Source organism: Ruegeria sp. C5 (assembly GCF_056537605.1).
In genome coordinates this window covers 1137844-1163764 of sequence record NZ_JBQFRX010000001.1, presented here as the reverse complement: position 1 = coordinate 1163764, position 25921 = coordinate 1137844, and the positions used below count along the sequence as shown (strand labels likewise).

Genomic DNA, 25921 nt, shown 5'->3' with positions numbered 1-25921 from the left:
TGTTTGCGATGTCAGGACCAGCCTACGCACAGTGGTCGAACGGGCAGAGTTAGTCACCGTTAAATTCCTGACGGCCGGACCTCAGTCCAGCGCCCCGGTTGCGCGCAGCGCCTCAGTCATTTTCTGTGAGATGTCAGATGGCACATGCCAGATCGCGTAGAGCGTCTGGATAAAACGGTCAACATCGGGAATGTTGGTCTTCAGGGCCAACAGGGTTGAATCCAGGTCGGCGTCCGGTTCCGTGTAAGGGATGCACATAAGCTCAAGCACTTCAGAACCATTCCACATGCCACCACCGACTTTGCGCGCCGCTGAACGCGCGCCGCTGTAATCATCTTTCATGAAACAGATCAGGAACGTGCTTGCGTGGTACCAGCCGGGCGGGTTGGGGCTCAGCTCGATCGCGCGGGCGCTCAGTCTCGCGGCCTGTTCAAGATCGCCGCGCAACGCAAAGCAGGCCGCCAGATCGGCCAACATGTCTGGATAATTCGGATTGGCCCGCAATGCTTTAGCGGCCGCTTCTTCAAAGCTTTCGAACTCTCCACGATGAAAATGGGTCAAAAACAACGCGTGCTGGCCGGTTGCGTTCAGCGGATCCAGAGCGACCGACCGCTGTGCGGCCTCCAGCGCGCGATCAAAGGGCGGGGGGGACTTGCGAAAATTGAACCCGCCGCGCAGTTCGTCGCCGTAGACAATCGCGAGCATCCCCCAGGCGCCGGCATATTCGGGATCAATCTCAACGGCGCGCTCCAGCAGGTCGCGGACCTTCTTGTGTTTTTTAACCGTGGGTTCACGCCAGTATTCGGTGGCCAGCAACCTGCACTGATAGGCATCCAGCGTGTGCGTCTGTGCCCTGCGCTGCACTGCACCTGTTCGATGGATCACTCCGTGGGGTTCCGCGATTTCCGTGGCGATCCGGGCGGCGATATCGTCCTGAATTTCAAATAGGCTGTCCGCGCTCAGGTCGCGGTCATAAGTGTCCGCGGAAACCTGTTGGCCGGTTTCCGCGTCAATAAGCTGGGCGGTGACGCGCAGCTTGTTGTCCCAATGTCGCACGCTGCCTTCGACCAGATATTGGACGTCGAGTTCGCTTCCGACCGCGCGCGGATCGCGGCCGCGGCCGCGAAAGCGAAAGGTGACGTGCCGGGACAGCACGCTCACCTCGCGAAACCGGGCGATGGCCGAGATGATTTCCTCGGTAAACCCATCGGCCAGATATTCCTGCGACGGGTCTCCGCTCAAGTTGTCAAAGGGCATCACGGCCACCGCGACCCGTCCGGTTGCCGCCGGGGGCGTTTCGGCATCGGTCCGGCGTTCGGGGTCAAACGCGATCTCAAAAACCGGGGCGTAGGACCCCTTGGGAATATGTATTCGAACCGGGTCCTCGCGCCCTTCCTGAGCGTAATAGAGATCCAGCCGGCTGCGCATTTTATTGGCCTGAACCCGAACGATCGTGTCGATGGTGGGGTCGAAATCCTCGGGCTTGTCGAAAACGTCAATGCCGATTGCATAGCCTTTCAGCGTCTCGGACCGACCCGCTAGCGCTTCGCCGACAATATGCGACAGAAAGCGGTTCAGGCGCGTGGTATCCGCGAAATGCGGACTGACGAGGACGCGCTTCAACTGTTCCTGAATAGCGCTTGGATCGATGGCAGAGCTTACTTCGGCAAGCATGTTTCCCTCCGTCGCTCAACTTTGTCCGATGACGAGCAGCGCCACAAGACAGCGCGACGGTTTAACCGTGACTCACTCGGATGCGGGCCGTGGATCTGCGAGGGTCTGGGCCATGGCGCTCAAAAGAGCCCAGCAAACATATGACCCATGAAAGGACTGAACCATGACAACATTTTCCGAATTCGTACAGAAAGCCAAAGACGACTATACCCGTGTCGAGGACGAGCTGAAATCGTTCGAACAGAAGGTCAAGGACGCGGGCGACGCGACCGACAAGTGGACCCAGGAGCAGGTGACAAAGCTGCAATCCGATCTGCAGGAAGCAAAAGACAAGGTCACTGACCTTGCCGATCGCATCCAGAAAGAAGGCGAAGACGCTGTGACGGACGCGCATGATCAGGCGAAGAACCATTGGGAAGCCTTGCACGCCGCCGTTGCCGCCTATCGCGATCATCTCGACAAGTCGGTCGCCTGACCCTGATCCTGGAGGTCGACATGACTGATTCAGTTAATGAAACCGTGCCGAAACCCGCGCTCATGGAAGAGGTCGCCGGTTGGCAGCCTCGACCGGTCTGGCTGATTGTGCTCGGCGTCGCCATGCTCTGTGTAGGGCTGTGCGCCGTAGCCTTCCCGCTGATGTCCACGCTCGCTGTCGAAGCCTTTGTCGGCGTGGCCCTGCTGGGCGGAGGCATCGTCACAGCGATTCAGGCATTTGCGGAAAAGGCGTGGAAAGGGTTCTTCTGGCTGTTGGCCATCGGTGTTCTGAACGCGCTTGCGGGGCTTGTTCTGTTGCTTGATCCGTTCGGCGGCGTTCTGGCACTGACCCTTGCGCTTGGCGCGGTTTTTCTGGCCGAAGGTGTGTTGCGGATCGTAATTGCCATTCGGTCGCGTCAGGAGCGGCCCATGGCGCTGATGATTGCGTCCGGCGCGATGGCCATCCTGCTTGGCGGCCTGATCCTGACCGGTATCGTCAATGGCTCGTCCCTTGTTCTGCTGGGGGTTCTTGCCGGCCTGAACCTGATTTTCGCCGGTGTGTCCCTGATGTCTTTGGGGCTGTCGCAGCGGTCCTCGGCGCATGGGGGTCCACAAGCTTAAGCGTGTCCTGGCAGACCCGGAATGGCAGGGGCATCTGATGCTCCTGCTTTCCGTTTTCACAGCGCCGCTATTTTCCTTGCCAGGTGCTTGCTGCCCGAGTGTCTTCAAACAGCCAGACCATGCGGTCCAGAAACCACAGCTTCCCACCCATAACCAGCAGCAACCCCAGAAGCGTCGGCCAGAATTGAAGCTGCCAAAGCCCCCAGACCAAGGGGCCGATTCCGACCGCGCTGACTGCGGCCAGAATAAGAGTCATCCGGCGGTGCCTTGCAGGGATCGGCGATTTCGCGCGCGCAAGCCAGATCCGTTCCCCAAGTACACCTTTGGACATCCAGTTTTCCGGATTGCCCGTTTTGCGGAAGGCGCGGGGGTTCCACCATGTCCAGAATACAACAACAACGACCGGAACAAGGCACCACCAGCCCAGCCAAACCCGGCTCCAGACGGCCAGAACGAACAGGGGCGGGATGCTCAGGCGGCTCCAGCCGCTCCACGGGTTGGTGTGCCGGTCCCAGACGTCGTCGGACATCGTCATGAGCTGTTCCAGAATGCTGCGATCGGTCATCGAACCCTCTTCCGAAGCTGGATCGCAATTATGGCCGTTTCTGCCCGTGTCGGCCAGAGCGGCAGGCAACGCGCGCTGCCCTGGCCAAAGGCATCAAAGACCGGAGATATCCACATACACCCGGTAATCCGCGATCCTGTCCTCGCGAAAGTTGAACCGTGCAGCAAAGCGCACGTCGTGCGTGCTTTGGTCCTTGCGCGTATAGTGAACGGTGCCGTCGCAGAACGCAGTATCGCCGCTGGACCAGATGCCGGTGATGGTATGTTGCATACCCTGGATCGTGGCAAAGAACCCTGCGTTCGCGGCTTGCACGGCTGTGCGCCCGTCAATCTGTTCGAAATTGCCAAGCTGGAACTGCACGTCTTCGGTGACATGCTCGACAACGCCGGCTTCGTCCAGCGCGTCAACAGCGGTGTAAAGGGATGCGATCCGGGGCGCGTGGGCCGCTGTGGTGGGGGCAGTGATTTGCATGTTTTGGTTTCCTTTTCTGTTTGAAAGTTATCGGTGGGTCTAAGTCTGGTTGGCCTGTGACCGACGGTGCAGGACCGGCGGGAGTTTCAGGTGACCGTTGGTGACGGCTAGCCCAAGGAACAGGATTGCGAGGGACCCCAGCAGCCCAAGGCCAAGAGGTTCCCGAAAGACAATTGCCCCGATTGCGATGCCGGAAAGCGTGGCAAAATAGCCGACCTGGGCGAACCCAACGCCATCCGTGCGCCGCTGTACTTCGAAGGTCAGCGCATAGCTGAGCGCAGTGATGGATCCGATGCCGAAGATTGCGCCAAGCAGGGCAGGGGGCACCGAGACGTCGCTGATTGTGGTGCCGCGTCCCAGTATTAGGGCGGAAATCAGCAACAGCTGTGACAGAAGCGTTCCGGTCGCCAGCCCCAACGGATCGCCGCCGGGCGGGTAGGCATAGCTGCGAAAGACGTTGCCGCAGGCCAGAAACAAGGGCCCCAAAAGCGACAGGGCAATCCACGCCGGCTCGACTCCCGACAGGTCAAACCCACCCATGGTGGCAAGGCTGACCCCGGCAAGGCCGATCAGAATACCAACCAGGCGGTGCAACGGCAGCATCCTGCGCGCGATCAGTGCCGTTATCGCAAAGGTAAACAGCGGTGACAGCGTGACGAGGGCGGAATAGAACCCAAGGCTCACATGCTCCAGCACCAGAAACCCGATCACAGCGGGGCCGCTGACACCGAAAACTCCGGCGCCGACATAATAGGGAATGTGCCGCGCGTTGAGCGCCACGCGCTTCTGCGACAGCAAACACAACGCCAACAGCGCGATGCTGGCCAGCAAAACCTGCCAGAACAAAGCGGTCAGAGCTGATATTCCTGCCATCGAGACGAATTTGGACAAAGTGAAACTGACCCCCACCAGGACACCGATGGCCATGATCAGCGCGGATACAGGGGATCTTCTGACAATATCAGGCATCACGCGGCCCCCATTTCCGGCACATCGGTTAAGCGCAGAGAAGCCGGGCCGATCGGGATAATTCCGCTGGGGTTGATGTGCCGATGGCTGAGGAAGTAGTGCTGACGGATATGGGCCATGTCCACAGTGTCAGCCACGCCCGGCAACCGCATGATGTCGGCCAGATAGCGGGACAGGGCAACATAGTCGCTGATGCGTTTGTAGTCGGTCTTGAAGTGGGTCACATAGACCGGGTCAAACCGCAGAAGCGTCGGAAACAGCTTCAGGTCAACCTCTGTCAGCACGTCTCCGGCTAGGAACCGGCGTTGGCCAAGCGTTTCTTCAATCGCGTCGAGGCAGGCAAAGAGCGCCGTTACGGCCTCGCCATACGCGATCTGGCTGGTTGCAAACCCGGCGCGATAGACGCCTTCGCGGATCGGTGACTGAATTTGTTCGGCGATCCGGTCGATTTCGTCGCAAAGATGGGACGGGCGAAGATCGGGTCCCGCGGTATCGGGAAACGCCGTCTGAAGCATGCGCATGATCTCGGCCGATTCGGTGCTGACGATCCGGCCTGTATCCGTGTCCAGTAGCACAGGCACGCTGATCGGACCCGTGTAATCCGGCTTGGCGTGCTGATAGACTTCGTAAAGGAAGCGGGTGCGTTCTACACCGCTTTGATCGTTGAACAGCGTCTGGTCGATGACCCAGCCGTTTTCCGACATGACCGGGTCCATCCATGTGATGCTGAACGCATTGCGTAAGCCTTTCAAAGTTAGAATCAGATCGACGCCATGACACCAGGGGCAGGCTTTGGACAGGTAAAGGTGGTATCGGCCGGGCGTGTTCGGAAACGGGGCGCCTGGTTGCACGCTGATGTGGCTCGTGAATGGGCTTTGCAGGCGGTGAAAACGACCGTCCGAGGCGAGCGGTCTGTCACGCAGAACTCCGTTGATAAGCATCTTGGGCATGGCAGCCTCCGGCGTTAACAGGACATGCAGATACCTATTAGGCTTTCTATTTGATGATAATCGTGTGAATTTGAAACTTATAGGTGAGAATAATTCGCCCAAAGGATCGCAAAACATGACTGAAATTGGCGCTATCCCTGTGTTTGTGGCCGTGGCGGACCATGGCGGTTTCGCAGCCGCCGCCCGGCATCTGGGTCTTACAAAATCAGCGGTCAGCAAGCGGATCGGCGTGCTGGAGGCCCATCTGGGAACGCAGCTCTTTCATCGGTCGACACGGTCCATTTCCCTTACCGAGGCGGGCGATATCTATCTGGCCCACGCGGCGCAGGCGCTTGACGCAGCGCAGGACGCCGAAGACGCAGTTGCGGCGTTGCAGGGGCAACCGGTTGGATTACTAAGGCTCAGTACACCCATGTCCTTTGGACAACTGCATGTTGCGCCTATGATTGCTGCATTCCTCAGGCAATATCCGGGGATCAGAATTGACCTGACGATGGATGACAAATTTGTCGATCTCGTCGAAGGGGGCATCGACGTGGCCTTACGCGCCGGAACGTTGCCGAACTCGGCCCTGATCGCACGCAAACTCGCCCCGATCCACAGCGTGATTGTCGCTGCGCCGGACTATCTTGCGCAGTCCGGAACGCCAGAAACACCTGAGGATCTTCTGGCGCATTCCTGCCTTCACTACGCCTATTCGCGCGACCCTTCGGAATGGCGCTTAGCCGGGCCCGCGGGTGACATGCGCGTTCAGACATCTGGTGTTCTGCGCGTGAACAACAGTGAAGCCCTGTGCACCGTGCTGCTTGACGGTCTTGGTATCGGCCGCCTGCCGACCTTTATTGCCGGAGCCCACTTGACCAGTGGCCGTCTGGTCAGGGTGCTGCCCGAGTATCGCCTGCCTGAACAGGCGCTGTACGCAGTCTTCCCTGAACGAAAGCACATGCCAGCGAAAGTTCGCGCGTTTTTGGATTTCGTCGTAGAACGCATCGGGCACGACGTGCCTTATTGGGATATGGATGCAGGTCCGCTTTAGGGGCAAGGGCCGATGATACTCTAACATTAAACCTGGACCGACCAAGAACACCCAAAGTGCGGGGCAGTCCGGCAATGTCTTCTTCGGGGAATGCTGTAGTGCAGAGTCGGATATTCTTGAACGGCTGGATTGGGCCGCTAACGAAAGCGGCCCATAGTAGTCAGATTTCAATGGCCTCTGCTATGGCAAGTGCATCCTCAAGCTCAACACCGAGATACCGAACGGTACTGTCCATCTTGGTATGCCCAAGCAAGAGTTGTACCGCGCGCAGATTGCCTGTCTTCTTGTGAATTTGAGTGACCTTTGTCCGCCGCATTGAATGCGTGCCATATGCGCTTGCTTCCAAACCTATAGACGTGACCCAATCACGCACGATCCGCGCATACTGGCGCGTTGAAATGTGCAAACGCTCATGGAAACGCCCTGGCCAAAGGTATTCAGACCCAACCATAAGTTCATCTTCCATCCACTTCTCGACAGAGGCCCGAGTTCCTTCAGAAATTTCGAAGCGGACGGGTTTCTGAGTTTTACTTTGCAGCACGGAAGCCCGCTCCTTGATCTGACCAGAGGCCATGATGTCAACGACTTTCATCTTAACCAAGTCGCAGCCGCGCAACTTGCTGTCGATGGCCATATTGAAGAGAGCGAGGTCGCGATGGTTCTCTGCGAGCTCCAATCTTACTCGAATTGCCCAGACGTGTTTGGGTTTTAACGGCCGTTTTTGACCGACGATGCGTCCCTTGTTCCAAGCAGGGCGAAGCGCGCGAATGGCAGGTAAATTTGGTGTTTCCATAACTGATCCTCCTTTCCGCCATTCCCGCCCACAACGACAACCCGACGTTGACGAAAGAGGATATCACAGGATGCCGCGTTGCCGCCGAGATCGGCTGCGAATCCTACCTCCCAAAGGCCGCAAAGTGAAACTCTTTTAGGTGCACCAAAATTAGACCTTGGTCACCGTGAGACGTGCTTATCACCGCAGATTTCACTGGGCGAAGTTACGAACATGTTGCGGGTGCCGGCGTCACAGTCGGAGTACATGCACCGAACACTGAGCATGGCGAACAACGAGAGCAGCCGTGGAACCCAAAAAGAACTCTTTCATCCCAGGTTTGTGTGAAGCGAGGACGATACAGTCGATGCCATGTTTGTTGGCGTATTCAGTGATTGCGCGACCTGCCGATTGGCTCTCGAGCAAGATAGACGACACGTCGGTCTCACTTGTTAGGCGCTCGGCCAAGCGCGCCTTTGCTTTTTGGAGAGATTTTTCTGCGATCCCTTCATCCATATAGTACATTATCTGTCTATTTGGGGGCTCATGGATATGCGCGGCAGTGATTTTTCCACCTTCGGATACAAGGGCATGTGCCGCCACAAGCGCGTGTTCACTGATGCCATGCTCGAGAGACAGCGCGACTAGAATATTTTTGTACATTTTAAACCTCCGTATTTAGGTTTTCAGTTTTCTTCTGCGAACTGGCCTCTCCCACTTCATCTTTAGGAGGGCGCTCAGGCACCCCAGCCGTAAGGTTGGGGTGCGTGCTATTTCGTCTTGGGCTTATTTGTGCTTTCCCGTCGCTACCTGCTGAGCAGGAGGTCCGGCAGGAACAGGGCCAACTCTGGTACAAAAGTTGTCAACATCAGCGTTGGGAGCCAGGCAAAGACGATGAAGATCAAAGTCGGCCATAACATGCGCGAAACCGGTTCATCACAGACCTGCGCACCAAGATAGAGTAAAGGTGCAGTCGGAGGGGTGATGTTCGCCATACCTAAGTTCACGCCAATCACGGCCGCAAAATGGATGGGATCCATGCCGGTGCTCTGAGCAATGGGCAGCAGGATTGGTGTTGCCAGAAGCAGACCCGAAATATCATCCATGAGCATCCCGATCAGGATCATCACGACGTTGATCATCAGAAGGATGATGACCGGATTGTCCGAAACGGAATAGACCAGATCCTTGGCCAACTGAGGTGCACCCTGCGAGATCAGGTTGTCCGACACGATCAGAACCATGAAGATCATGACCATGACCACACCAATCGTAACACCGGAATTCTGGATCGTCTGGGCCAGGGTTTTCCAGGTCAGGCCACGATAGAAGTAGATCGCGATTGGGATCGAGTAGACCACTGCGATACCGGCGGCTTCGGTCGGTGTCATGATACCACCATAGATACCGCCAAGGATGATCAACGGCATCATAAGCGCAGGTCCGGCCAGGCGCGCCTGAACTCCGAATGTCGGCAGGAACGGTTTAGGACGTTCCGTCAGGTTGATGTCGTCATACTTCCGCAGCATGAACTGATTAACGATTATCAAAAGCGTGATCAGGATGATCGCCGGAATGACCGTGGACAAGAAGCACTTCAGTACGTGCTGCTGTGCAACCCAGCCATAAAGGATGTGAGACGAACTCGGCGGGATCAACAGACCCAACGGGCTGGCCGCCACGATCAGAGCCGCCGATTGCCCACCCGGATAGTTGGCCTTTTTCAGGTGGGGCATCATGATGCCGCCAATACAGGTCAGCGTCGCATTTGCACTACCAGAGATGGAGCCGAAAACCCCACAGGCCAATACCCCCGCGGCGCTCAGACCGCCTTTGATATGGCCAATGAACATTTCAGCCAGTGAGACGAGCGGGGCGGCAATTTTACCTTTTTCCATGATGCCACCTGCAATCATGAAGAGCGGGATCGCCAGAAGTACCAGTGAGCGGATGCCTGTGGAGCCGGTCGGCAAATAACCGGTGATGGATTGATCTCCGACAATGGCGATGAAAATCAAAACCGATCCGAATGCCACATAAACGCTGACGCCCAATAGCAGCATGAAACAGACAATAAGAAGACTTCCTCCGATGATCATTGGGTTTCTCCTTTTTGCATTTCCGATCTCAAGGGAAGGCCAAGCCCCTTACGGATATGCACGTACAAGTATGCAGCCGTGAACGTTGCCATGAAGCCAAAGGCAATCATGATTCCAATCCGCCAGGTCACAAACGGAATACGCAGCACCGGGGTTGCGCGCAGTCGAGGAAAAGAGAAGTCATCGATCAGCGAGACGTAACACGCATACATAAGAAACAGGATTACCAGCACCTCGACTGTCAGAACGACAAAGCCGCGCCACCAGATCAATCGGGGGTTTTGGATCACAATGCCAAGAATGTCCGCGTTGATATGCAGGTTGCGGGCAGAAGCCAGAACAGCACCTGCAAAAAAGCCTATGATGCTGATGCCCAGAAGCCATTCTTCATAGGCAAAAAGATCGCCACCAAATCCATACCGGATGACAACAACGGCCCCAAACGTGAATGCCATCAGGAAACCGGAAAACATAACGATCTGTCTCATGACGAACGCCACTGCTTTCAATGGATACCCAATTACGACCGGCAGCTCGTCAGTGATTTTTTGAGAGCTTTTCTTTTCTGCGCTTTCAACGACCAATGGACGTTCAGCTTCTGTACTAGACATCTTTCTCCCTCCCTTTGTTGAGCTAAAGACCAAAAAAGGGCCAACTGATTTGCTGGCCCTTTTCTTTATGTTTATTGCTGTTCTTTAGCTGCCAGCAGGCGGTCGATGATGTCCTGACCGACGTTTTGTGCCATCGCGGGCCAGACCGTTTCCTGAACATGAGCGGCCATCGCAGCCTGTTCTTCGTCGCTCAGGCGCAGGATGGTGTAGCCTTTGTCGAGCAATTTCTGACCGAAGACTTCGTCATTCTCACGGTTGTATGCAAAGAAGTCTTCCGAGGCTTTGGTCATCGCAGCTTGCAGCGCGGCACGCTGTTCGTCGTTCAGTTTGTCGAGTGTCCGCTGCGACGCGTAGAATGTAGTCAGCTCTGAGATCGAGTTGTATTCGACAAAATGGGTGCCAACATCCGACTTGGCGAAGATCGAGTAGGTCGCGGTCTTGGTGCAGCAGATCGCCCCATCGACGATACCGGCCTGAAGTGCGGGAAAGATGTCGCCCCATGCCATGGTTGTTGCCTGGTAACCCAATTCTTCAACCATCGACTTCACGACGCTGGACGACCAGACACGAATGTTCATGCCCTTGTCGTCAAATGTGTTCCAGTTCTCGGGCTCTTGCGACGAGACAATCCCAATGAAGCCTTCAGGGTTCTGCGCCATCACGCGGACACCGTATTCGTCGGTGATCTCTTGCAGGATGGTGTTGAATTCGGAATCCATGTTGAGCAGGGTATTCTCCATGTCATCCCAACCCCCAAGCAGGAACGGCATGGATAGAAACTCAAGGCGCGGATCCGTGTCGGCATAGATAAACGCCGAGGCCAGATCGATATTGCCACGTGCAACATCTTCGAACAGCGCCTCACCGGAGCCCAACTGGTTTGCCGGGAAAACCTCGACCTTCAGGCCGACATTCGCAGCTGCAACATCCGCTGCGACCTGTTCCATCATCTTCGTGCCCTGATGATCGATCGGGAATACGCCGGCAAAACGCAGAGTCATGTCTTCCGCGAATGCAGCAGTCGACATCAGGGCGCTCAGTGCTCCTGCTGCCATACCTGTGGTAAACTTATTAAAACTCATCGGTTATCTCCTCCTGGTTGACGAGTAACGCCCGCCCAGCGGCGTGCTGGAGCGGGCGTTGATTTGCTGATGTCAGCAAAGTTCCGGGGCGATGAACTCGTATCCAAGGTCATCGGCCACAGCCTTGTACGTCACCTTTCCGTGGGCCACGTTCAGGCCATTCATCAGGTGACGATTGTCTGCAAGCGCCTGCTTCCAGCCATTGTTGGCAATAGCCAGAGCGTGCGGCAGCGTGACGTTGTTCAGTGCATAGGTCGAGGTTCGGGCGACTGCGCCCGGCATGTTGGCGACGCAGTAATGAACAACATCGTCGACAACATAGGTAGGCTCTGCGTGAGTGGTGGCTTTGGACGTTTCAAAGCAGCCGCCCTGATCGATCGCCACGTCCACGACGACCGCACCGGGTTTCATTTTCGAGATCAGCTCGCGCGAGACCAGCTTGGGCGCAGCAGCGCCCGGGATCAGAACCGCGCCAACAACCAGATCGGCATTGGTGACTTCTTCCTCCAGTGCAGCTTTGGTTGAATAGACAACCTTGGCCGAGGCCTCGAAGTGGTTTTCCAGCTTCTCCAGAACTGCAGGGTTACGGTCCAGAATGGTCACGTCCGCGTGCAGGCCGACGGCCATCTGGGCCGCGTTGAAGCCAACGACACCACCGCCGATGACCACAACTTTGCCCGGCTTCACACCAGGCACGCCGCCCAGCAATACGCCCAGACCGCCCTTGGCCTTTTCCAACGCGCTGGCCCCGGCTTGGATCGACATGCGACCGGCAACCTGGCTCATCGGTTTCAGCAGGGGCAGACCGCCATTGTCGTCGGTGACGGTCTCATAAGCGATGCAGACAGCGCCCGAGTCGACCAGATCTTTGGTTTGTTCCGGGTCGGGGGCCAGATGCAAATAGGTATAAAGGATCTGACCTTCACGCAGCATGGTGCGCTCAACGGCCTGAGGTTCCTTCACCTTCACAATCATCTCTGCATTGGCAAAGATATCGGCTGCAGTTGCAGCAATTTCGGCTCCGGCAGCGCGATAGGCGTCGTCATCTGCGCCAATGCCAGTCCCGGCATTGGTCTCTACGATGACGTTGTGACCATGCGAGACCAGTTCCGCGACGCTTTCGGGGGTCAGGCCAACCCGATATTCATGGTTCTTGATTTCCTTGGGAACACCAATGAACATGTTCTTCACTCCTTGGATCGAATGATCATTTCGCCGTAGGCATCACAAACTCAGCACCTTCCGAGATGCTCTCGGGCCAGCGCTGCATGATGGATTTCTGCTTGGTGTAGAAACGCACACCCTCTTCGCCATAGGCGTGCATGTCTCCGAACAGGCTCTTCTTCCAGCCGCCAAAGCCGTGCCAGGCCATCGGAACCGGGATCGGAACGTTCACGCCGACCATGCCGACCTGAACCTGCTTGCCAAACTCACGTGCAGCATTGCCGTCGCGGGTGAACAACGACACGCCGTTGCCAAACTCGTGGTCGTTGATCAGTTGCAGGCCTTCGGCAAAGTTCGAGACGCGGACGCAGGACAAGACGGGGCCAAAGATCTCTTCCTTGTAGATCTTCATGTCGGGTGTGACGTTGTCGAACAGGGTACCGCCCAGGAAAAACCCTTCTTCATGCCCTTCGACGGTATAGTCGCGACCGTCGACCAACAGGTCCGCACCTTCTTCGATGCCAGAGTCGATGTACCCTTTGATGCGGTCACGTGCGGCGGCGGTGACAATCGGCCCCATCTCGGCGTCCAGCTCTAGGCCATTCTTGACCTTCAGAGTTTCGGCGCGCTCTTTCAGAACTGGCATGAGTTTGTCGGCAGCATCACCAACCAGCAGAGCAACCGAGATAGCCATGCAGCGTTCGCCTGCCGAGCCAAAGGCTGCGCCGATCAGGGCGTCGGCGGTCTTGTTCATGTCGGCATCGGGCATAACCAGCATGTGGTTCTTTGCGCCACCCAGAGCCTGAACGCGTTTGCCGTGCCGCGCGCCAACTTCATAGATGTAGTTCGCGATCGGGGTCGAACCGACGAAGGACACGGCCTTGACGTCGTCGTTCTCCAACAACGCATCCACGGCGACCTTGTCACCTTGTACGACGTTGAACACACCATCAGGGAAACCGGCTTTCTGCATCAGATCCGCGTACAGCAGCGCTGCGGACGGATCGGTCGGCGACGGCTTCAGGATAAAGGTATTGCCTGCGGCGATGGCGATCGGGAACATCCACATCGGCACCATGACCGGGAAGTTGAAGGGAGTGATCCCAGCCACAACGCCCAACGCCTGACGCGTTGTCCAGTTGTCCATTCCGGTGGAGACCTGCTCGGTGTAATCGCCTTTGAGGAGTTGCGGGATACCGCAGGCAAACTCGATGATATCAATACCACGCTCAACTTCGCCTTGGGCGTCAGTGAACACCTTGCCATGCTCAACCGTGATGGCGCGTGCCAGATCGCCCTTATGCTCGCGTACCAGGGCCAGAAAGTTGTTCATAAGGCGGGCGCGGCGGATTGGCGGTGTGTTCGACCACTTCGGGAACGCGGCTTTGGCAGCGGCCACTGCGTCGTCGACAGTCTGGACGTTCGCCAGTGACACCTCGCCGGTTTGTGCCCCGGTTGCGGGGTTGAATACCGGCTGGGTCTTTTCGCTGGAAGGAACAGTGATTTGGCCATTAATGTAGTGGCCGATCAAGGTGATCGGGGATACATCTTTCATGATGTCAGTCCTTTTTGGGGTTAGAAGTCAGGGGTTATGGCAAGTCAGCCAATACCTCTCCAAGTGTTCGACAAAGTGTCGTTATTTCGGGCTCCGAGATGATTAGTGGTGGCGACAAGGCGATGATGTCACCTGTGACACGGATCATTATTCCCGCGTCCCAGGCCCGTTTCATCGCATCATAGCCCCGTGCACCCGGTGCGCCCTCTCGTGGTGCCAGCTCGACCGCGCCCACCAGTCCCAGATTGCGAATATCGATGACATTCGGCAGATCCCTGAGGCTGTGAAGCTGATCCTCCCAAGGCCCCGACAGCAACGCAGCGCGGCGGAACAGGTCGTTCTGTTTGTAGCTTTCCAGCGTAGCCAGCGCAGCGGCGCAGGACACAGGGTTGGCGGAATAGGTATAGCCGTGGAACAGCTCGATCGGCGCATCTGCGTTTTCCATCGCCGATGCATAGATCTTGTCTGAAACGACGACCGCACCCATCGGGATGACACCGTTGGTCAGTCCTTTTGCCGTCGTGATGATGTCCGGCTTCACATCGAAATACTCGGATGCTGTCGCGGCCCCCAAACGACCAAAGGCGGTGATGACCTCGTCGAAAATCAGCAGAATGCCATGACGGTCACAGATTTCGCGTAGCCGCTGCAGGTATCCTTTCGGCGGCAGAAGCACACCGGTGGACCCGGCCATCGGCTCAACGATCACTGCCGCAATTGTCGATGCATCGTGAAGCGCGACCAACCGTTCCAGATCATCCGCCAGTTCAGCGCCGTGTTCCGGGCAGCCGCGTGAAAAGGCATTTTGCTCTGGATCATGCGTGTGGCGCAGATGATCCACCCCTGTCAGGAGCGTCCCGAAATGCATCCGGTTCTTCACGATGCCGCCGACCGAAATGCCACCGAAGCCGGTACCGTGGTAACCACGCTCACGCCCGATCAAACGCGTGCGCGCCCCATCCCCGCGCATGCGGTGGTAATGCAGCGCGATCTTGAGCGCCGTATCGACAGACTCGGAGCCAGAATTGGTGAAGAAAGCGTGGCTCATCCCCTCAGGCATCATCGCTGTCAGCTTTGCCGACAACTCAAATGCCTGAGGGTGGGAGAACTGGAAGTTCGGTGCATAATCCAACTCGTGCACCTGTTTCTGAACCGCTTCAACGATCAGCGGATCACGGTGACCCGCGTTGACGCACCACAGTCCGGCGGTGCCATCCATGACCTTCCGACCATCAGAACTGGTGTAGTACATCCCCTCGGCTGTTTGGATCATTCGGGGCTCGCGAAGGAAATCACGATTGGCCGAAAACGGCATCCAAAACGATGACATTGTGTTGGGTTGATCGAGCACGTTCATTCCTCGTGAAACAGATTTTCATTTGATGACAAATCCTTGCAGAGTTCAGATCTTCAGCACATCCGGTTTTATTTTAATCTGTAAGTTATTGAAAAAAATCATTGCACCCCTAAAATGCTTTCGATCCAAAGCAAGAAAGCACTAGAGTAACGGTATTGTCATCAGATCTCGAAACAGCCCGTCGTCTAAAGTTGATTCGGACGACCAAAGGCCTCAGTCAACGCGAAATGGCCAAACGCGCGGGAGTGGGTAGCGGAACGATTTCTCAAATCGAAAGCGGTTCGACCCAACCTTCTGTGGCTTTGCTAAAGAAGATCCTTGCCTCGGTAGACGTCAATTTGGGCTTCTTCTTCAGTTTTGAATTGCAAAACGAGGAGTCGTTTTTTTACCCGCACGAAAGGATGCGCGACTTGGGATCACCTGGAGTCTCCTATTTGCTTGTCGCAGGAGAGCGCCGAGACAGAAAACTCCAGATGCTCATAGAAGAGTACGATGTCGGTGCCGACTCGGGCCGATCTGAACTGTCGCACGAAGGAGAGGAATGTGCGGTTGTGATAGAGGGCCGCCTTGAAGTGACCGTAGATGGGCAGTCCAGGGTTCTGGGTCCCGGGGACGCATACTACTTCTCAAGCATATTGCCACACAGGTTTCGGAATGCCGGCGATATGCCATGCAAAGTGATCAGCGCCTGCACTCCTTCGTCGTTCTGACTAAATGAAAGAGCTCTTTTGTGAGCGTTTTCAATATTTCTCGGGATAGTCAAACTCGACGACCAATTTAGAATGTACAAATGCAATCGGCACTCACAACCAGGGGCCATTTGCCGCCTTTCTCGCGCGATCCTCGGCGGTGGGCTTTTTAGATTTCGCGCGTGCAGCGAATGGCCGGAATGCGGGCTGCACCCGCAGAAAATCGGTGCCGTGCTGAATGTCGGTTAAGGGCCGTTGTCACACAGCCCGACAAAATGACTTATCGGCAGCTTTGTCCGCAAGGCGGTCATTCAAACAGAACGCAGCGAACGGTTGTTATGCTCGAACCAGACCTTCGATGTGGCTGGTGCAAATGGCCGCTTTGGGCCGTTCGCCACACTTGTTTGAAGCTCAGGCACGCCATGCTGGCCAGTTATGCCGTCGACCTTAAGCGTCCGGTGTCGGCTATCCACTCCATGGTCAGGCGACAAGTCCTAGCTCTTTGTCGGTGGCTGTAACCGCATACTTTTCCCTCGGGGGCATGGGCCTTGACTGCCAGGGCGGCTCAAAGGCGAAGCTTGAAACGCTGCGACCGTCAGGTAGGGCGCCGTTTCCAGCCCCGAGCGCGTAGTCGTAGTAGAGTTTGACGATCTCTTCTTCAGTCACCTGCGATGTTTCTGGATGCGCCATGCATGCATCACGCCACGCTCGTACCCGGTCATAATCTTTGCCAACGGGTAGTTTGAACCCTTCGTAGTAGTCAAGGAACCAAAACCGCTTGAACATCGGGGTAAAAACAGCCTCTGCCAAACCGAAGTCATCGAACAGGAATGGGCCAGTCGGATTATGATGAGCTAAGAAATCATCAAGGTCTCGATAGAGCGCGAGGAGTTTATTCAAATGCTCATCTCGGCGCGCATGATCCTGATTCAGGACAAAGAGATAGCCTGCCATTGTAAAGGGTCCTTCGAGGGCTACTAACATCGACTCAATGGCGTGCTCGGCAGGATCACTGCGGCGCAGCGGTGCCCCTGGCAGCGCCTCATCAAGATAGCGCAGGATCACGAGGCTTTCTTTTAATATGCGGCCGTCGCTGGTTTCCAGCACGGGCAAGGCTGTCGTCCCTCGGGTCTTGGCTAGCAATTCGGGATCGCGCGGCTTGGTGATGTCTACGACACGAAATTCCACGGCATCCGTCAGTCCGCGCAGCGCCAGTAGGATTTCCAGTCGCTGCGAGAAGGGACAGACAGGGATATGATAGACGATGTGTTTCTTAGTCATGGTATCAATCCAACGGCGGGCCAGTGAAGGTCATGTTGTGCCGCTTGGCGCTCTCTTCAATAGCAGGCATGTCCTCGGGAATGCGGCACTGACCGGCTGCCATGTCGGAAAAGAAGCCTTCGAATCCGCCGGGTGTCAGGATCACGAGATGGCGGCAAGGTTCGTCGTCTGTCACTTTGAAGGTATGTTCCTTGCCTCGTGGGATGAATACGCTTTCGCCGGCCCCTGCGGTGAACTCCTCGCCTTCCAACCAGAACCTGCATGTGCCGGTCAGTATTACAAAGGTTTCGTCTTCGTTTTGATGAACATGGCGCGGAGGGCCGCTACCCGCAGGGGACCAGCTTTCCACGATGGACATAGCGCCGCCTGTCTGTTCTGGGCTGAGGATGGTTTTGTATTTTACGCCGAGCCATTCGATGGCCCCGTCGATTTGGGCCAAGTCCTTCATCGTTTCTCTCCATTGTTATTGGATTGAAACGAAAGCGCTTCCGTTGACAGAAGCCTATCCGAAGGCCAACCTATCAGGCAAACCGCAATATCAAATATAGGGTATCGGCCAGGTGAATTTCGCTACACTGGACCTCAATCTTTTGCGCGTATTGGACGCCCTCATTAGCGAAGGCTCAACCGTCAAGGCGGCCGACAAGCTCGCCATGTCGCAATCCGCAGTCTCTGGTGCATTGTCGCGTCTTCGTCATGCCTTGGACGATCCCCTTTTTGTCCGGCAGGGAAACCGTTTGGTCGCTACCGATTACGCGTCCAGGATTGAATTCGGTTTGCGCGAAGAACTCGAACGTCTGGAAGCTTTGCTAGCGCCGCCAGCTACCTTTGATCCGCGAACCGCTGAAGGCACTTTCCGGATTGCTGCCAGCGATTTTTTCGCGGAACTCCTGATGCCACCCTTGGGTGATCTCCTGCAAAAGTCGGCGCCCAATCTACGAGCGCAGCTGGTTGATCTGGTTCCGAATGACTATGTGGCCAGCCTTGAACGACGCAACGCTGACATTGCGCTGATCCCGGATTTGGCGCTTCCGGACTGGGTCAATCGAGAGCCGCTCTTCCGTTCGCCGTTCCACGTTATCGCGCGCAAGGGAAACCCAAGGATTGCGGGGCTAAAGGAAGGGACGCAAATGCACATGGATACGTTCTGCGTTCTCCACCATGTCTTGTTCTCTCCTGAAGGGAATCTGGCTGCGATGGGCGATGCTGCCCTTAATCGCGTCGGAAAACAGCGACAGGTTGCTATGACCGTGCCTGTCTTTAGTGGCGTTTGCCGTGCGGTTAGCGAAAGCGACCTTATCGCGCTTGTACCCGCGCAGCTTGCAAAGAAAGTGGCCAAGACATTCGGACTGAACGTGTTCGAACCTCCCATGCGTATTGAACCAGCGTTGATCATCGGCATCTGGCACAAGCGTTCAGACAACGCCCCGATGGCGGCCTGGATGCGTAGCCAGGTCTTCGAATTGATGAAGGCGTTGGACTTAGACAGTTAGTTTAACTGTCCTACGCTGCGCCTGTCGGAAAGATGCAAATTAATGTTTCGAATAACAAAACCAAAATAGATTCAATCAGCCAATGCAGATTTTTTGCGCAGCCGCAGCAAACAACCGCTTGGTCCCGTAACTCGGGTGTTCGCTGCAACTTGCTTGAACGTTTCCAATGCGGACAAACCCGCCATTCCCTAAAAAAAACGGGTAGGCATACCTTTTGAATGATCGCTTCCACGGTCTTTGGTCAATTCGAGATCTTAGTTACCGATCATTCCACTGCAAGTTTTCAGGTATTAGGCAAGTTGCCGGTTCTAACAAACTAAGAACGTGGTAGTGTTTTCGAGCCAACTTGCGGGAAGTAGCCATGAGTCAACGCCGTCTTGCTGCAATCGTGTCTCTCGATGTCGTCGGCTTCAGTCGGATGATGCAGGGCGGCTCCAAGCTACTTCTCAAAACACTGAACACCTTGTACCGCGATTTGGTAACGCCGATCGTTGAGCAAAAATCTGGCCGGGTTGTCAAACTGTTGGGCGACGGAGCGTTGATTGAATTTCTGTCAGCAGGAAACGCCTTAGAAGCGGCAATTGCGATCCAAACGGAGCTAAGAGAGCCAGACCATCCCTATTTGGTTCCGGAACGTATCCAGCTTAGAGCGGGTTTGCATGTCGGCGACGTCACCGTCGATGGCGACGATATCTTCGGAGACGGCGTCAACATCGCTGCGCGGCTCCAATCGGCAGCTGAACCCGGGGGCATTCTGGTCTCAAAGGTACTTTGTGATCTTGCCGGAGCGGACTATGCCAAACGTTTGCGCCGAGAAGGGCTTCACACGTTCAAAGGCATTGAACAGCCGATCGAAGTTTTGTCGATCAACTTCACCGATGAACATGTGTCCAAATCGCGCGCTAACTTCGCCAAAACACAGGAAATTCGTTATTGCAAAACTAGCGACAACATTAGTCTGGCCTGGAGCTCAGTTAGGGACGGTCCTCCGGTCGTAAAGGCGCCAAGTTGGATTGGGCACTTGGAGCTTGACTGGCGCAATCCGGGGAAAGCTCCAATTTACACTTCCATCGCTCAACGACATCGTTTGGTCCGTTTTGATGCCAGGCTCAACGGTCTATCCGACTGGGATGCAGAAACTTGCACGTTCGAACGGTTCGTTGATGACTTGGAAACCGTTTTTGACGCAGCGGGTATCAAACGCGCGCCGATCCTTGCGATATCGCAGGGGTCCGCAGTGGCAGCTGCCTTCGCAGCGCGCCGACCTGACCGTGTGTCTGCGATCGTAATGATAGGTGGGTTCCCTATTGGTCGGGCAAAAAGAACGTCGCAAAAAGATGTGGAACGCGCCAACGCAATTAAGCAAATGATGACTGCCGGGTGGGACGATGATTATCCGTCTCTGCGTGATTTAATGGCGCAAATCATCGTGCCGGGCGCGAGCCAAGAAGAACGGCGGCAATATGCCGAAGATATGCGCAAGATGATTTCACCCAAAAACATGGGGCGGTATCGCGGCGTGATTGATAACATCGATATCTCACCGATATTGTCCAAGGTCGAGGTGCCGTGCCTTGTTTGTCATGGGACCAGTGACAGGATGCAACCGGTCGAACAAGGACGATTGTTTGCAAAGGGATTACCCAACGCGAAGTTCATCGCCTACGAAAGCTCGAACCATACCATCCCGGACAACGACCCGGAATGGCCACGTTTTGAGAGGGACGCCTTGGCTTTCTTGGCTGAACACTGCTGAATTATTGCTCCAAGTGCCTTCGGGTCTGGCTCTATTGCTCTCAAAACAAATGCAACAAGAGTACTTCGCCAGATTTATGGAACACAGAGTTGCGATAAATGCAGTCAGGCTCTCCTACGCCCAAGACGGCGAGGGAGAGCCGGTCGTCTTTGTTCATGGATCGAATGCGGATCATCGCGTTTGGGATGCGCACCGCGATTTAATCGCTCCACATCCTTTGCAGCTTCCGCGAAAGTAGACGTTCAAGCAAGTTGTGGTGAATGACTGCAACGCGGACAAAGCTGCCTAACAAAGATGCAACGAACTTGTTTGCCAAGTCCGCCTCAACACAAATGCTGCTAAAAAACTCGGCCAACTAAGAGGCTTAAGAAGTCGTAATGATCAATTAATAATCGCCAAATGAAAGCGCATTAAATTCATTGTGTTACATAGTTCTGAGTTGGAAAAGGCGTTGGAATACGATGGTGTATGCAATCAGCGTAGATATTGCGCTTTCTGCCATGAAAGTTTCTTCAGCAGTTCAGGAAAGAGATGACCAGCTTTACGCGATGGGCGTGTGTGAGGCCATGGGACTTTCCGCGTGTGAAGCCGCTGTGGTGATTTTGGCTAAAGACGGCGAGTTTGAAAGACCAAAGGACACTGAAATCTGCATCAAAAAATGGGCATGTGAAGGAAGAATGGATCCAACAGAACCGGCTGTGGCCGGTGCTCTTTCAAGGCTGGGTTATTCCGCGATTTAATCCCGATAGAATAGGTGTTCGGTGACGGCGAGGCAAAGCCTGTTGTCCTGCGGTCTGTAGTGCGGATTGCGGTTTTTCACCTTTAAATCGTTCTAGCTCTGGTCTTGCAAATTCAGCTCAAGGTATCGAGCCAGCACTTTCGGGAGGAGTTGAAAGTGCTGGCCCGTGCGTTGGCGCTCCCTGTTGGCTTTTTCGCCGCCGCTTTTGCTGGCTTACTCTGGGAGGAGCGAGGACCAGCAAATTTCGTGCAATCTTCTATCCTGAGGGTCTACTTTTCTATTCGTCAGCCATCAATTTCGCGGCATATTCCGGGATATCGGATCGCGAGATTCCGATCTGAGCGAGCTGATGGTCGTTCATATTCGAAAGTGTGGAGAGCATCCGGGCCGTTTGAAGCGCCTTAAAGGCCGCATTTGCCGTGGCTCCGATCCTCGCCAGGAAGCTGATTGATAGGGCGATGGCGTGACCACGATCTGTACCAGCCGTTTGGGTGTTAGCAGCCATATGCAGCCTCCATAGCAAGTCTTTTGATGCTACTGCGCGGAATGCCCAGGTCTGTCAGGTCGCGGTCAGATAGCACCGAGAGCTCATAATACGTTGCGCGATAAACCCTGCGTTTGGCCTGTGCCTTTCGCATCGTGTCCAGTTTTTGATGAAAGAACGTGCGGCCAGCTTCGAATACGACATCCAGCGCGCTGTTTGATCGTGTAATTGCCATGATATTGCCTCGTCCGTTGCTGCAGTGCAGTAATTATGCTGCAATGCAGAGATACGTCTATTTGGTAGCGCTCACAATTTGGCAATCTGGCATAGGCCCCATGCCAGATTGGAACAGCAAGGGTCATGACATGGATATTTCTGCGCAAATGTTAATTTTTGCGACCGTGGTCGAGCAAGGAAGCATATCTGCGGCTGCACGATCAATGGGGCAAACTCCGTCGGCTGTGAGCAAGCAGATCGGGTTGCTTGAAGATCAGGTTCACTACCGCCTTCTGAATCGCACCAGAACGGGTATCTCTCCAACACTGGAAGGCCAAGCTTTCTACGAAAAATGCAAAGCGATGGCTGACAAATTCAATGAAGCCAAAGCGATGATCCATAGCTTTGACGGTGTCCCACGCGGAGAACTCAGGATCGCGTCCACGGTTGCATTTGGTAAGTCCCAACTGATTCCTGCCTTGCCAGAGTTCATGAATGAAAACCCTGAAGTTCAAATGTCTTTGGATCTGACCGACCGAGAAATTGATCTTCGGAGTGAAGGGTTCGATGCGGCGATCTGCTTTGCGGAACAACGCAAGAATCCAGATATGGTCATCAGGCGCATTATGCAGAGTCGAAGGGTGCTATGTGCCTCACCTGAATACCTTGAGCGTTCTGGAACACCATCGAGTTTTGCCGAATTGGCTGAGCACAATTGCTTGAGAGTTGCTGGGAGAAGCCAGCGGAACGCTTGGGACAGCATCGAACCGAACCCAGGCGAAAAATTTGAAGCAACGGGCAGTTTTGAGGGAAACAGCACCGATGTCGTCTTTCGAGCCGCTCTCGCTGGCATCGGGATCGCACGGCTGCCCTGCTATATGGCAAACATTAAATTTAGCTCCGGCGAACTTGTCCACGTAATGCCTGAGTATGCACCACCCAGCACAGATATTGTCGTAATGTTTGCCGAAAGGCGGAATCTGGCACCAAAAACCCGCGCGTTCGTAGATTATCTCGCGCGGCGGTTTCGGGATTCTGATTAAGACCAAAGGAACGGCTAACTACGTATAGAAACGGTCGCAGTTGTCCAAGTTTATCCAAACCCATCTGTTGTGACTGTCTAAAAACCCGGCAGAGATTGAAAGAAAACTGACTGGGCCCCTCGATCAAAAATCTATTAGCGGTTGGTAGATGCAGAATTGATGAATTCAACCTAAGAGGAGCCATTATCCGGACACATGATTAATGGCTGCTATCAGCGGCATTAAAGTGATAGTGCGCTTAACCCACAGATGAGCTGAACACCTAACGATGGATCGCTTCACCTAAATCCGCTTCGACAATATTTTCCAATCGTTTCGACTCTAAAAAACACCCAATGGTTGGGGTAGTAGGCCAAGACCTGGTCGCGGACACGCTGACTGCGAAAGTCAAATTTCTAGGGCCTCTGAGGGCTTGGCCAAGATGAACCGTGGATTGCCATGAAGCGATATCAACGCATGGCTGACTTCGTAGCTTGCACCAATTACCTCAGATAGGTGTTGAACCAATCAATGGTGCGGTCCCAGGCCAATTTTGCCATCGATTCATCGTATCGTGGCGTGCTGTCGTTATGAAAGCCGTGGTTAGCATTTTCGTAGATGTAGGCCTCGTAGACTTTTTCGTTGGATTGAAGAGCAGCTTCAAAATCTGGCCAACCTGCATTGATACGTTCATCAAGCTCCCCCATCTGAATCAGCAGTGGTGCCTGAATTTTGGCTACATCTTCGGCTGCTGGCTGGCGGCCATAGAACGGCACGCCTGCCGCTAGTTCCGGGTAGGCCACCGCAATTGCGCTGACCACACCACCGCCATAGCAGAAACCCACAGCGCCAACCTTCCCGGTGCAGTCTTCTCGATTCAATAGGTATTCAAAGCCATTGAAGAAATCATTCATCAGCTCGATCCGATCGACCGTCTTTTGCAACTCGCGCCCATCAGCATCGTTGCCTGGGTATCCGCCAACCGACGTCAGACCGTCTGGAGCTAGAGCCATAAAGCCTGCTTTCGCCAAGCGTCGCGCCACATCTTCGATGTAGGGATTAAGGCCGCGGTTTTCGTGGATCACCAGCACTGCTGGCAGCGGCTCATCCACACCAGCAGGCCGGACAAGGTAGCCCCGTACGTCGCCGGTTCCATTTGGTGAGGGATAGGTGATGTAGTCTGCATGGATATCGGGATCGTTGAATGATACCTGCTCGGCCAATGCATAGTTCGGGCTGAGCATGTTCAGCAACGCGACCGCAGATAAACCGCCAACCGCGAACTTACCTGCGCGATCCAGAAACTGACGCTTAGTGATTTTACCGTGCGCGTAAAAATCGTACAGGTCCAGTAGTTCCTGGTCGAAGTCTTTTGCCGTCATGCGAGTCATGGTCAATCTCCTAATGAGTTTGGCAGTCTGAAGGGTACGTAGTATTCGATCTGAAGATTTTGATTTTATTTGGTTTTTTAAAAGCCCTGTCCAACGTCACGCAGCCTTGAGATGCTCCAAGGCAGCCTGAGTGCCGCCTCCGTTATGTGGCATACCGCTCTTGGCTAGCCCCATCTCTACGCCAGAAAGGGTGGCCATCAACATTAGGTCGTTGAAGTCGCCCAAATGACCAATGCGGAATACCTTGTCGGCTACCTTGGACAGACCATTTCCTAGTGAGATGTCATAGTGCTCAAGCGCCGCAGCACGAAACGCATCGGCGGAGTGACCCTCTGGGACCTTAACCGCAGTCAAGACGCCCGATTCCTGACCTTGATGTGTGCACAAAACCTCAAGACCCCAGGCGCGCACGGCAGCCCGTGTCGCGGCTCCGTGTCGGGCATGACGGGCAAAAACGTTGTCCAACCCTTCCTCGTGCAACATGTCGATGGCCTCATTTAATCCATAGAGAAGATTGGTGCCGGGGGTGTAAGGAAAGAACCCCTTCTGATTTGGTCCGACCATATCTTGCCAATCCCAGTAACTTCGCGGCGTGGTCACGGATTGTGAGTGTTTCAGAGCCCGATCGCTCACGGCGTTGAAGCTCAAACCAGGCGGTAACATCAATCCCTTTTGCGAGCCGGAGACACACACATCGACCCCCCAGTCATCGAACCGAAAATCAATCGACGCAAGGCCGGAGATGGAGTCCACGATTAGAAGTGCAGGGTGCTTGGCTGCGTCTATGGCCCTCCGCACTTCCTCAATTGGTGTGACTGACCCGGTTGACGTTTCGTTGTGAACGACGCAAACCGCCTTGATGCCGTGCTGCTCGTCTGCACGTAGACGGTCTTCAATCTGATTGGGGTCCGCGCCGCCACGCCAATCTCCTTCAATCAGCTCTGGTCGCAGCCCTAGTTTTCCAGCCAAGTTGCACCACATGAAGGCGAAATGCCCTGTTTCGAACATCAGAACTTTTTCGCCAGGCGAAACCGTGTTCACAAGTGCGGCTTCCCATGCGCCGGTGCCGGATGAAGGATAGATAAAGACGTTCTGTTTTGTCCTGAAAATCGTCTTTATGCCATTTAGGGCCTTGTTCCCCACTTCAGCAAAATCCGGTCCTCGATGATCAATGGTCTGCGTGCTTATGGCTTTCAGGATGCGCTCTGGCACAGCACTCGGCCCTGGAATCTGCAAAAAATGTCTGCCCGCCTGACGCATTTGAACTCATCCTTACGCTGGTGCCAAAAGAGAGGCGCTATTACTTATTGCAAAAGTTAATTATGAATTCATTATTCAGTCAACGGTGAAGTGAAGCGTTTTATAAGACTTGAAGGGAAGGGAAGGCGAACCTGATGGTGGAGAATGGATCGTTGTACCGCCGACTGTTGTCTGATGTACGGGGAGAGGT

Annotated in this window: 27 protein-coding genes; 8 read left to right on the top strand and 19 right to left on the bottom strand. The window is 55.0% G+C overall.

All coding sequences use genetic code 11. The annotated features are described in order from the left end of the window. Positions 1-81 precede the first annotated feature (81 nt). Complete coding sequence (locus ACR0AW_RS05910) at positions 82-1674, bottom strand: tetratricopeptide repeat protein (protein ID WP_170683955.1); 1593 nt, start codon at positions 1672-1674, stop codon at positions 82-84. A gap of 163 nt (positions 1675-1837) precedes the next feature. Between ACR0AW_RS05910 and ACR0AW_RS05905 the strand changes: the two genes are divergently transcribed. Next, a complete protein-coding gene (locus ACR0AW_RS05905; RefSeq protein WP_170451072.1) occupies positions 1838-2149 on the top strand; it encodes a hypothetical protein in 312 nt (103 codons plus the stop codon). Between the two features lie 20 nt (positions 2150-2169). Beyond that, positions 2170-2769, top strand: a complete 600-nt coding sequence (locus tag ACR0AW_RS05900; RefSeq protein WP_170451070.1) for an HdeD family acid-resistance protein — start codon at positions 2170-2172, stop codon at positions 2767-2769. A 67-nt stretch (positions 2770-2836) separates the two neighbouring features. On the opposite strand, the gene ACR0AW_RS05895 is transcribed toward ACR0AW_RS05900, so the two are convergent. The 4 genes from ACR0AW_RS05895 to ACR0AW_RS05880 form a co-directional block, all read right to left on the bottom strand. Continuing rightward, positions 2837-3334 carry a DUF6653 family protein gene (locus ACR0AW_RS05895; protein ID WP_170733118.1) on the bottom strand — a complete coding sequence of 166 codons (498 nt, stop codon included), beginning with the start codon at positions 3332-3334 and terminating at the stop codon, positions 2837-2839. Between the two features lie 93 nt (positions 3335-3427). Then, positions 3428-3805 carry a nuclear transport factor 2 family protein gene (locus ACR0AW_RS05890; protein ID WP_170511100.1) on the bottom strand — a complete coding sequence of 126 codons (378 nt, stop codon included), beginning with the start codon at positions 3803-3805 and terminating at the stop codon, positions 3428-3430. 39 nt (positions 3806-3844) lie between these two features. Further along, a complete protein-coding gene (locus ACR0AW_RS05885) occupies positions 3845-4732 on the bottom strand; it encodes a DMT family transporter (protein WP_170451064.1) in 888 nt (295 codons plus the stop codon). Positions 4733-4773: 41 nt separating this feature from the next. After that, entirely contained in the window at positions 4774-5724 is a 951-nt protein-coding gene (locus ACR0AW_RS05880; RefSeq protein WP_170683961.1) for a glutathione S-transferase family protein, read from the bottom strand. Positions 5725-5839: 115 nt separating this feature from the next. Between ACR0AW_RS05880 and ACR0AW_RS05875 the strand changes: the two genes are divergently transcribed. Beyond that, complete coding sequence (locus tag ACR0AW_RS05875; RefSeq protein WP_170733117.1) at positions 5840-6760, top strand: LysR family transcriptional regulator; 921 nt, start codon at positions 5840-5842, stop codon at positions 6758-6760. Between the two features lie 160 nt (positions 6761-6920). Here ACR0AW_RS05875 and ACR0AW_RS05870 read toward each other — a convergent pair whose 3' ends face one another. The 8 genes from ACR0AW_RS05870 to aptA form a co-directional block, all read right to left on the bottom strand. Beyond that, positions 6921-7553, bottom strand: coding sequence for a tyrosine-type recombinase/integrase (locus tag ACR0AW_RS05870; protein ID WP_170733116.1), 633 nt, complete (start codon positions 7551-7553; stop codon positions 6921-6923). A 231-nt stretch (positions 7554-7784) separates the two neighbouring features. After that, a complete protein-coding gene (locus tag ACR0AW_RS05865; RefSeq protein WP_170733115.1) occupies positions 7785-8195 on the bottom strand; it encodes a universal stress protein in 411 nt (136 codons plus the stop codon). Between the two features lie 143 nt (positions 8196-8338). Continuing rightward, positions 8339-9631: a TRAP transporter large permease gene (locus tag ACR0AW_RS05860; RefSeq protein ID WP_170733114.1), complete on the bottom strand. Its 1293-nt coding sequence runs from the start codon at positions 9629-9631 to the stop codon at positions 8339-8341. After that, entirely contained in the window at positions 9628-10215 is a 588-nt protein-coding gene (locus tag ACR0AW_RS05855; protein ID WP_170733113.1) for a TRAP transporter small permease subunit, read from the bottom strand. The genes ACR0AW_RS05860 and ACR0AW_RS05855 overlap by 4 nt, the downstream gene beginning before the upstream one ends. A gap of 98 nt (positions 10216-10313) precedes the next feature. Next, complete coding sequence (dctP, locus tag ACR0AW_RS05850; protein ID WP_170733112.1) at positions 10314-11324, bottom strand: TRAP transporter substrate-binding protein DctP; 1011 nt, start codon at positions 11322-11324, stop codon at positions 10314-10316. Positions 11325-11396: 72 nt separating this feature from the next. Continuing rightward, the gene (gene ald, locus ACR0AW_RS05845) at positions 11397-12506 is read right to left on the bottom strand and encodes an alanine dehydrogenase (protein ID WP_170733111.1); all 1110 of its coding nucleotides are present in this window, start codon (positions 12504-12506) and stop codon (positions 11397-11399) included. Positions 12507-12531: 25 nt separating this feature from the next. Then, a complete protein-coding gene (locus ACR0AW_RS05840; RefSeq protein ID WP_480438758.1) occupies positions 12532-14043 on the bottom strand; it encodes a CoA-acylating methylmalonate-semialdehyde dehydrogenase in 1512 nt (503 codons plus the stop codon). Positions 14044-14077: 34 nt separating this feature from the next. Further along, positions 14078-15400, bottom strand: a complete 1323-nt coding sequence (gene aptA / locus ACR0AW_RS05835) for an omega-aminotransferase AptA (RefSeq protein ID WP_170733110.1) — start codon at positions 15398-15400, stop codon at positions 14078-14080. Positions 15401-15555: 155 nt separating this feature from the next. On the opposite strand from aptA, the gene ACR0AW_RS05830 reads away from it, so the two are divergent. After that, entirely contained in the window at positions 15556-16110 is a 555-nt protein-coding gene (locus tag ACR0AW_RS05830) for a cupin domain-containing protein (protein ID WP_170733109.1), read from the top strand. Between the two features lie 459 nt (positions 16111-16569). Here ACR0AW_RS05830 and ACR0AW_RS05825 read toward each other — a convergent pair whose 3' ends face one another. Beyond that, positions 16570-17370: a glutathione S-transferase family protein gene (locus tag ACR0AW_RS05825; protein ID WP_170776335.1), complete on the bottom strand. Its 801-nt coding sequence runs from the start codon at positions 17368-17370 to the stop codon at positions 16570-16572. A gap of 4 nt (positions 17371-17374) precedes the next feature. Beyond that, positions 17375-17818 carry a cupin domain-containing protein gene (locus ACR0AW_RS05820; protein ID WP_170776334.1) on the bottom strand — a complete coding sequence of 148 codons (444 nt, stop codon included), beginning with the start codon at positions 17816-17818 and terminating at the stop codon, positions 17375-17377. A gap of 112 nt (positions 17819-17930) precedes the next feature. Here ACR0AW_RS05820 and ACR0AW_RS05815 point away from each other — a divergent pair, with 112 nt between their 5' ends. From ACR0AW_RS05815 to ACR0AW_RS05805, 3 genes are all read left to right on the top strand, one after another. After that, the gene (locus tag ACR0AW_RS05815) at positions 17931-18863 is read left to right on the top strand and encodes a LysR family transcriptional regulator (RefSeq protein WP_170776333.1); all 933 of its coding nucleotides are present in this window, start codon (positions 17931-17933) and stop codon (positions 18861-18863) included. Between the two features lie 361 nt (positions 18864-19224). Continuing rightward, positions 19225-20619, top strand: a complete 1395-nt coding sequence (locus ACR0AW_RS05810; protein ID WP_170776332.1) for an alpha/beta fold hydrolase — start codon at positions 19225-19227, stop codon at positions 20617-20619. A 461-nt stretch (positions 20620-21080) separates the two neighbouring features. After that, complete coding sequence (locus tag ACR0AW_RS05805) at positions 21081-21359, top strand: hypothetical protein (RefSeq protein WP_170776331.1); 279 nt, start codon at positions 21081-21083, stop codon at positions 21357-21359. A gap of 276 nt (positions 21360-21635) precedes the next feature. Here the strand turns inward: ACR0AW_RS05805 and ACR0AW_RS05800 are convergent, their stop codons facing one another. Together ACR0AW_RS05800 and ACR0AW_RS05795 are read right to left on the bottom strand one after the other, a co-directional pair. Continuing rightward, complete coding sequence (locus ACR0AW_RS05800) at positions 21636-21863, bottom strand: DUF1127 domain-containing protein (RefSeq protein ID WP_480438755.1); 228 nt, start codon at positions 21861-21863, stop codon at positions 21636-21638. Next, positions 21853-22077: a DUF1127 domain-containing protein gene (locus ACR0AW_RS05795; RefSeq protein WP_170519509.1), complete on the bottom strand. Its 225-nt coding sequence runs from the start codon at positions 22075-22077 to the stop codon at positions 21853-21855. Before ACR0AW_RS05795 ends, ACR0AW_RS05800 begins: the two co-directional genes overlap by 11 nt. Positions 22078-22207: 130 nt before the next feature. On the opposite strand from ACR0AW_RS05795, the gene ACR0AW_RS05790 reads away from it, so the two are divergent. Beyond that, positions 22208-23101, top strand: a complete 894-nt coding sequence (locus ACR0AW_RS05790; protein WP_170776330.1) for a LysR family transcriptional regulator — start codon at positions 22208-22210, stop codon at positions 23099-23101. Positions 23102-23583: 482 nt separating this feature from the next. On the opposite strand, the gene yghX is transcribed toward ACR0AW_RS05790, so the two are convergent. Both yghX and ACR0AW_RS05780 read right to left on the bottom strand, forming a co-directional pair. Continuing rightward, positions 23584-24471, bottom strand: a complete 888-nt coding sequence (gene yghX, locus ACR0AW_RS05785) for a YghX family hydrolase (protein ID WP_170776329.1) — start codon at positions 24469-24471, stop codon at positions 23584-23586. Positions 24472-24567: 96 nt separating this feature from the next. Next, positions 24568-25731 carry an aminotransferase class V-fold PLP-dependent enzyme gene (locus tag ACR0AW_RS05780; RefSeq protein ID WP_170512642.1) on the bottom strand — a complete coding sequence of 388 codons (1164 nt, stop codon included), beginning with the start codon at positions 25729-25731 and terminating at the stop codon, positions 24568-24570. Positions 25732-25921 lie beyond the last annotated feature (190 nt).

Bases quoted from the DNA above. Each gene is read 5' to 3' on its own strand.
- ACR0AW_RS05910 (WP_170683955.1), bottom strand. From the start codon at position 1,674: ATGCTTGCCGAAGTAAGCTCTGCCATCGATCCAAGCGCTATTCAGGAA.
- ACR0AW_RS05905 (WP_170451072.1), top strand. From the start codon at position 1,838: ATGACAACATTTTCCGAATTCGTACAGAAAGCCAAAGACGACTATACC.
- ACR0AW_RS05900 (WP_170451070.1), top strand. From the start codon at position 2,170: ATGACTGATTCAGTTAATGAAACCGTGCCGAAACCCGCGCTCATGGAA.
- ACR0AW_RS05895 (WP_170733118.1), bottom strand. From the start codon at position 3,334: ATGACCGATCGCAGCATTCTGGAACAGCTCATGACGATGTCCGACGAC.
- ACR0AW_RS05890 (WP_170511100.1), bottom strand. From the start codon at position 3,805: ATGCAAATCACTGCCCCCACCACAGCGGCCCACGCGCCCCGGATCGCA.
- ACR0AW_RS05885 (WP_170451064.1), bottom strand. From the start codon at position 4,732: ATGGCCATCGGTGTCCTGGTGGGGGTCAGTTTCACTTTGTCCAAATTC.
- ACR0AW_RS05880 (WP_170683961.1), bottom strand. From the start codon at position 5,724: ATGCCCAAGATGCTTATCAACGGAGTTCTGCGTGACAGACCGCTCGCC.
- ACR0AW_RS05875 (WP_170733117.1), top strand. From the start codon at position 5,840: ATGACTGAAATTGGCGCTATCCCTGTGTTTGTGGCCGTGGCGGACCAT.
- ACR0AW_RS05870 (WP_170733116.1), bottom strand. From the start codon at position 7,553: ATGGAAACACCAAATTTACCTGCCATTCGCGCGCTTCGCCCTGCTTGG.
- ACR0AW_RS05865 (WP_170733115.1), bottom strand. From the start codon at position 8,195: ATGTACAAAAATATTCTAGTCGCGCTGTCTCTCGAGCATGGCATCAGT.
- ACR0AW_RS05860 (WP_170733114.1), bottom strand. From the start codon at position 9,631: ATGATCATCGGAGGAAGTCTTCTTATTGTCTGTTTCATGCTGCTATTG.
- dctP (WP_170733112.1), bottom strand. From the start codon at position 11,324: ATGAGTTTTAATAAGTTTACCACAGGTATGGCAGCAGGAGCACTGAGC.
- ald (WP_170733111.1), bottom strand. From the start codon at position 12,506: ATGTTCATTGGTGTTCCCAAGGAAATCAAGAACCATGAATATCGGGTT.
- ACR0AW_RS05840 (WP_480438758.1), bottom strand. From the start codon at position 14,043: ATGAAAGATGTATCCCCGATCACCTTGATCGGCCACTACATTAATGGC.
- aptA (WP_170733110.1), bottom strand. From the start codon at position 15,400: ATGAACGTGCTCGATCAACCCAACACAATGTCATCGTTTTGGATGCCG.
- ACR0AW_RS05825 (WP_170776335.1), bottom strand. From the start codon at position 17,370: ATGACTAAGAAACACATCGTCTATCATATCCCTGTCTGTCCCTTCTCG.
- ACR0AW_RS05820 (WP_170776334.1), bottom strand. From the start codon at position 17,818: ATGAAGGACTTGGCCCAAATCGACGGGGCCATCGAATGGCTCGGCGTA.
- ACR0AW_RS05810 (WP_170776332.1), top strand. From the start codon at position 19,225: ATGAGTCAACGCCGTCTTGCTGCAATCGTGTCTCTCGATGTCGTCGGC.
- ACR0AW_RS05805 (WP_170776331.1), top strand. From the start codon at position 21,081: ATGGTGTATGCAATCAGCGTAGATATTGCGCTTTCTGCCATGAAAGTT.
- ACR0AW_RS05800 (WP_480438755.1), bottom strand. From the start codon at position 21,863: ATGGCTGCTAACACCCAAACGGCTGGTACAGATCGTGGTCACGCCATC.
- ACR0AW_RS05795 (WP_170519509.1), bottom strand. From the start codon at position 22,077: ATGGCAATTACACGATCAAACAGCGCGCTGGATGTCGTATTCGAAGCT.
- ACR0AW_RS05790 (WP_170776330.1), top strand. From the start codon at position 22,208: ATGGATATTTCTGCGCAAATGTTAATTTTTGCGACCGTGGTCGAGCAA.
- yghX (WP_170776329.1), bottom strand. From the start codon at position 24,471: ATGACTCGCATGACGGCAAAAGACTTCGACCAGGAACTACTGGACCTG.
- ACR0AW_RS05780 (WP_170512642.1), bottom strand. From the start codon at position 25,731: ATGCGTCAGGCGGGCAGACATTTTTTGCAGATTCCAGGGCCGAGTGCT.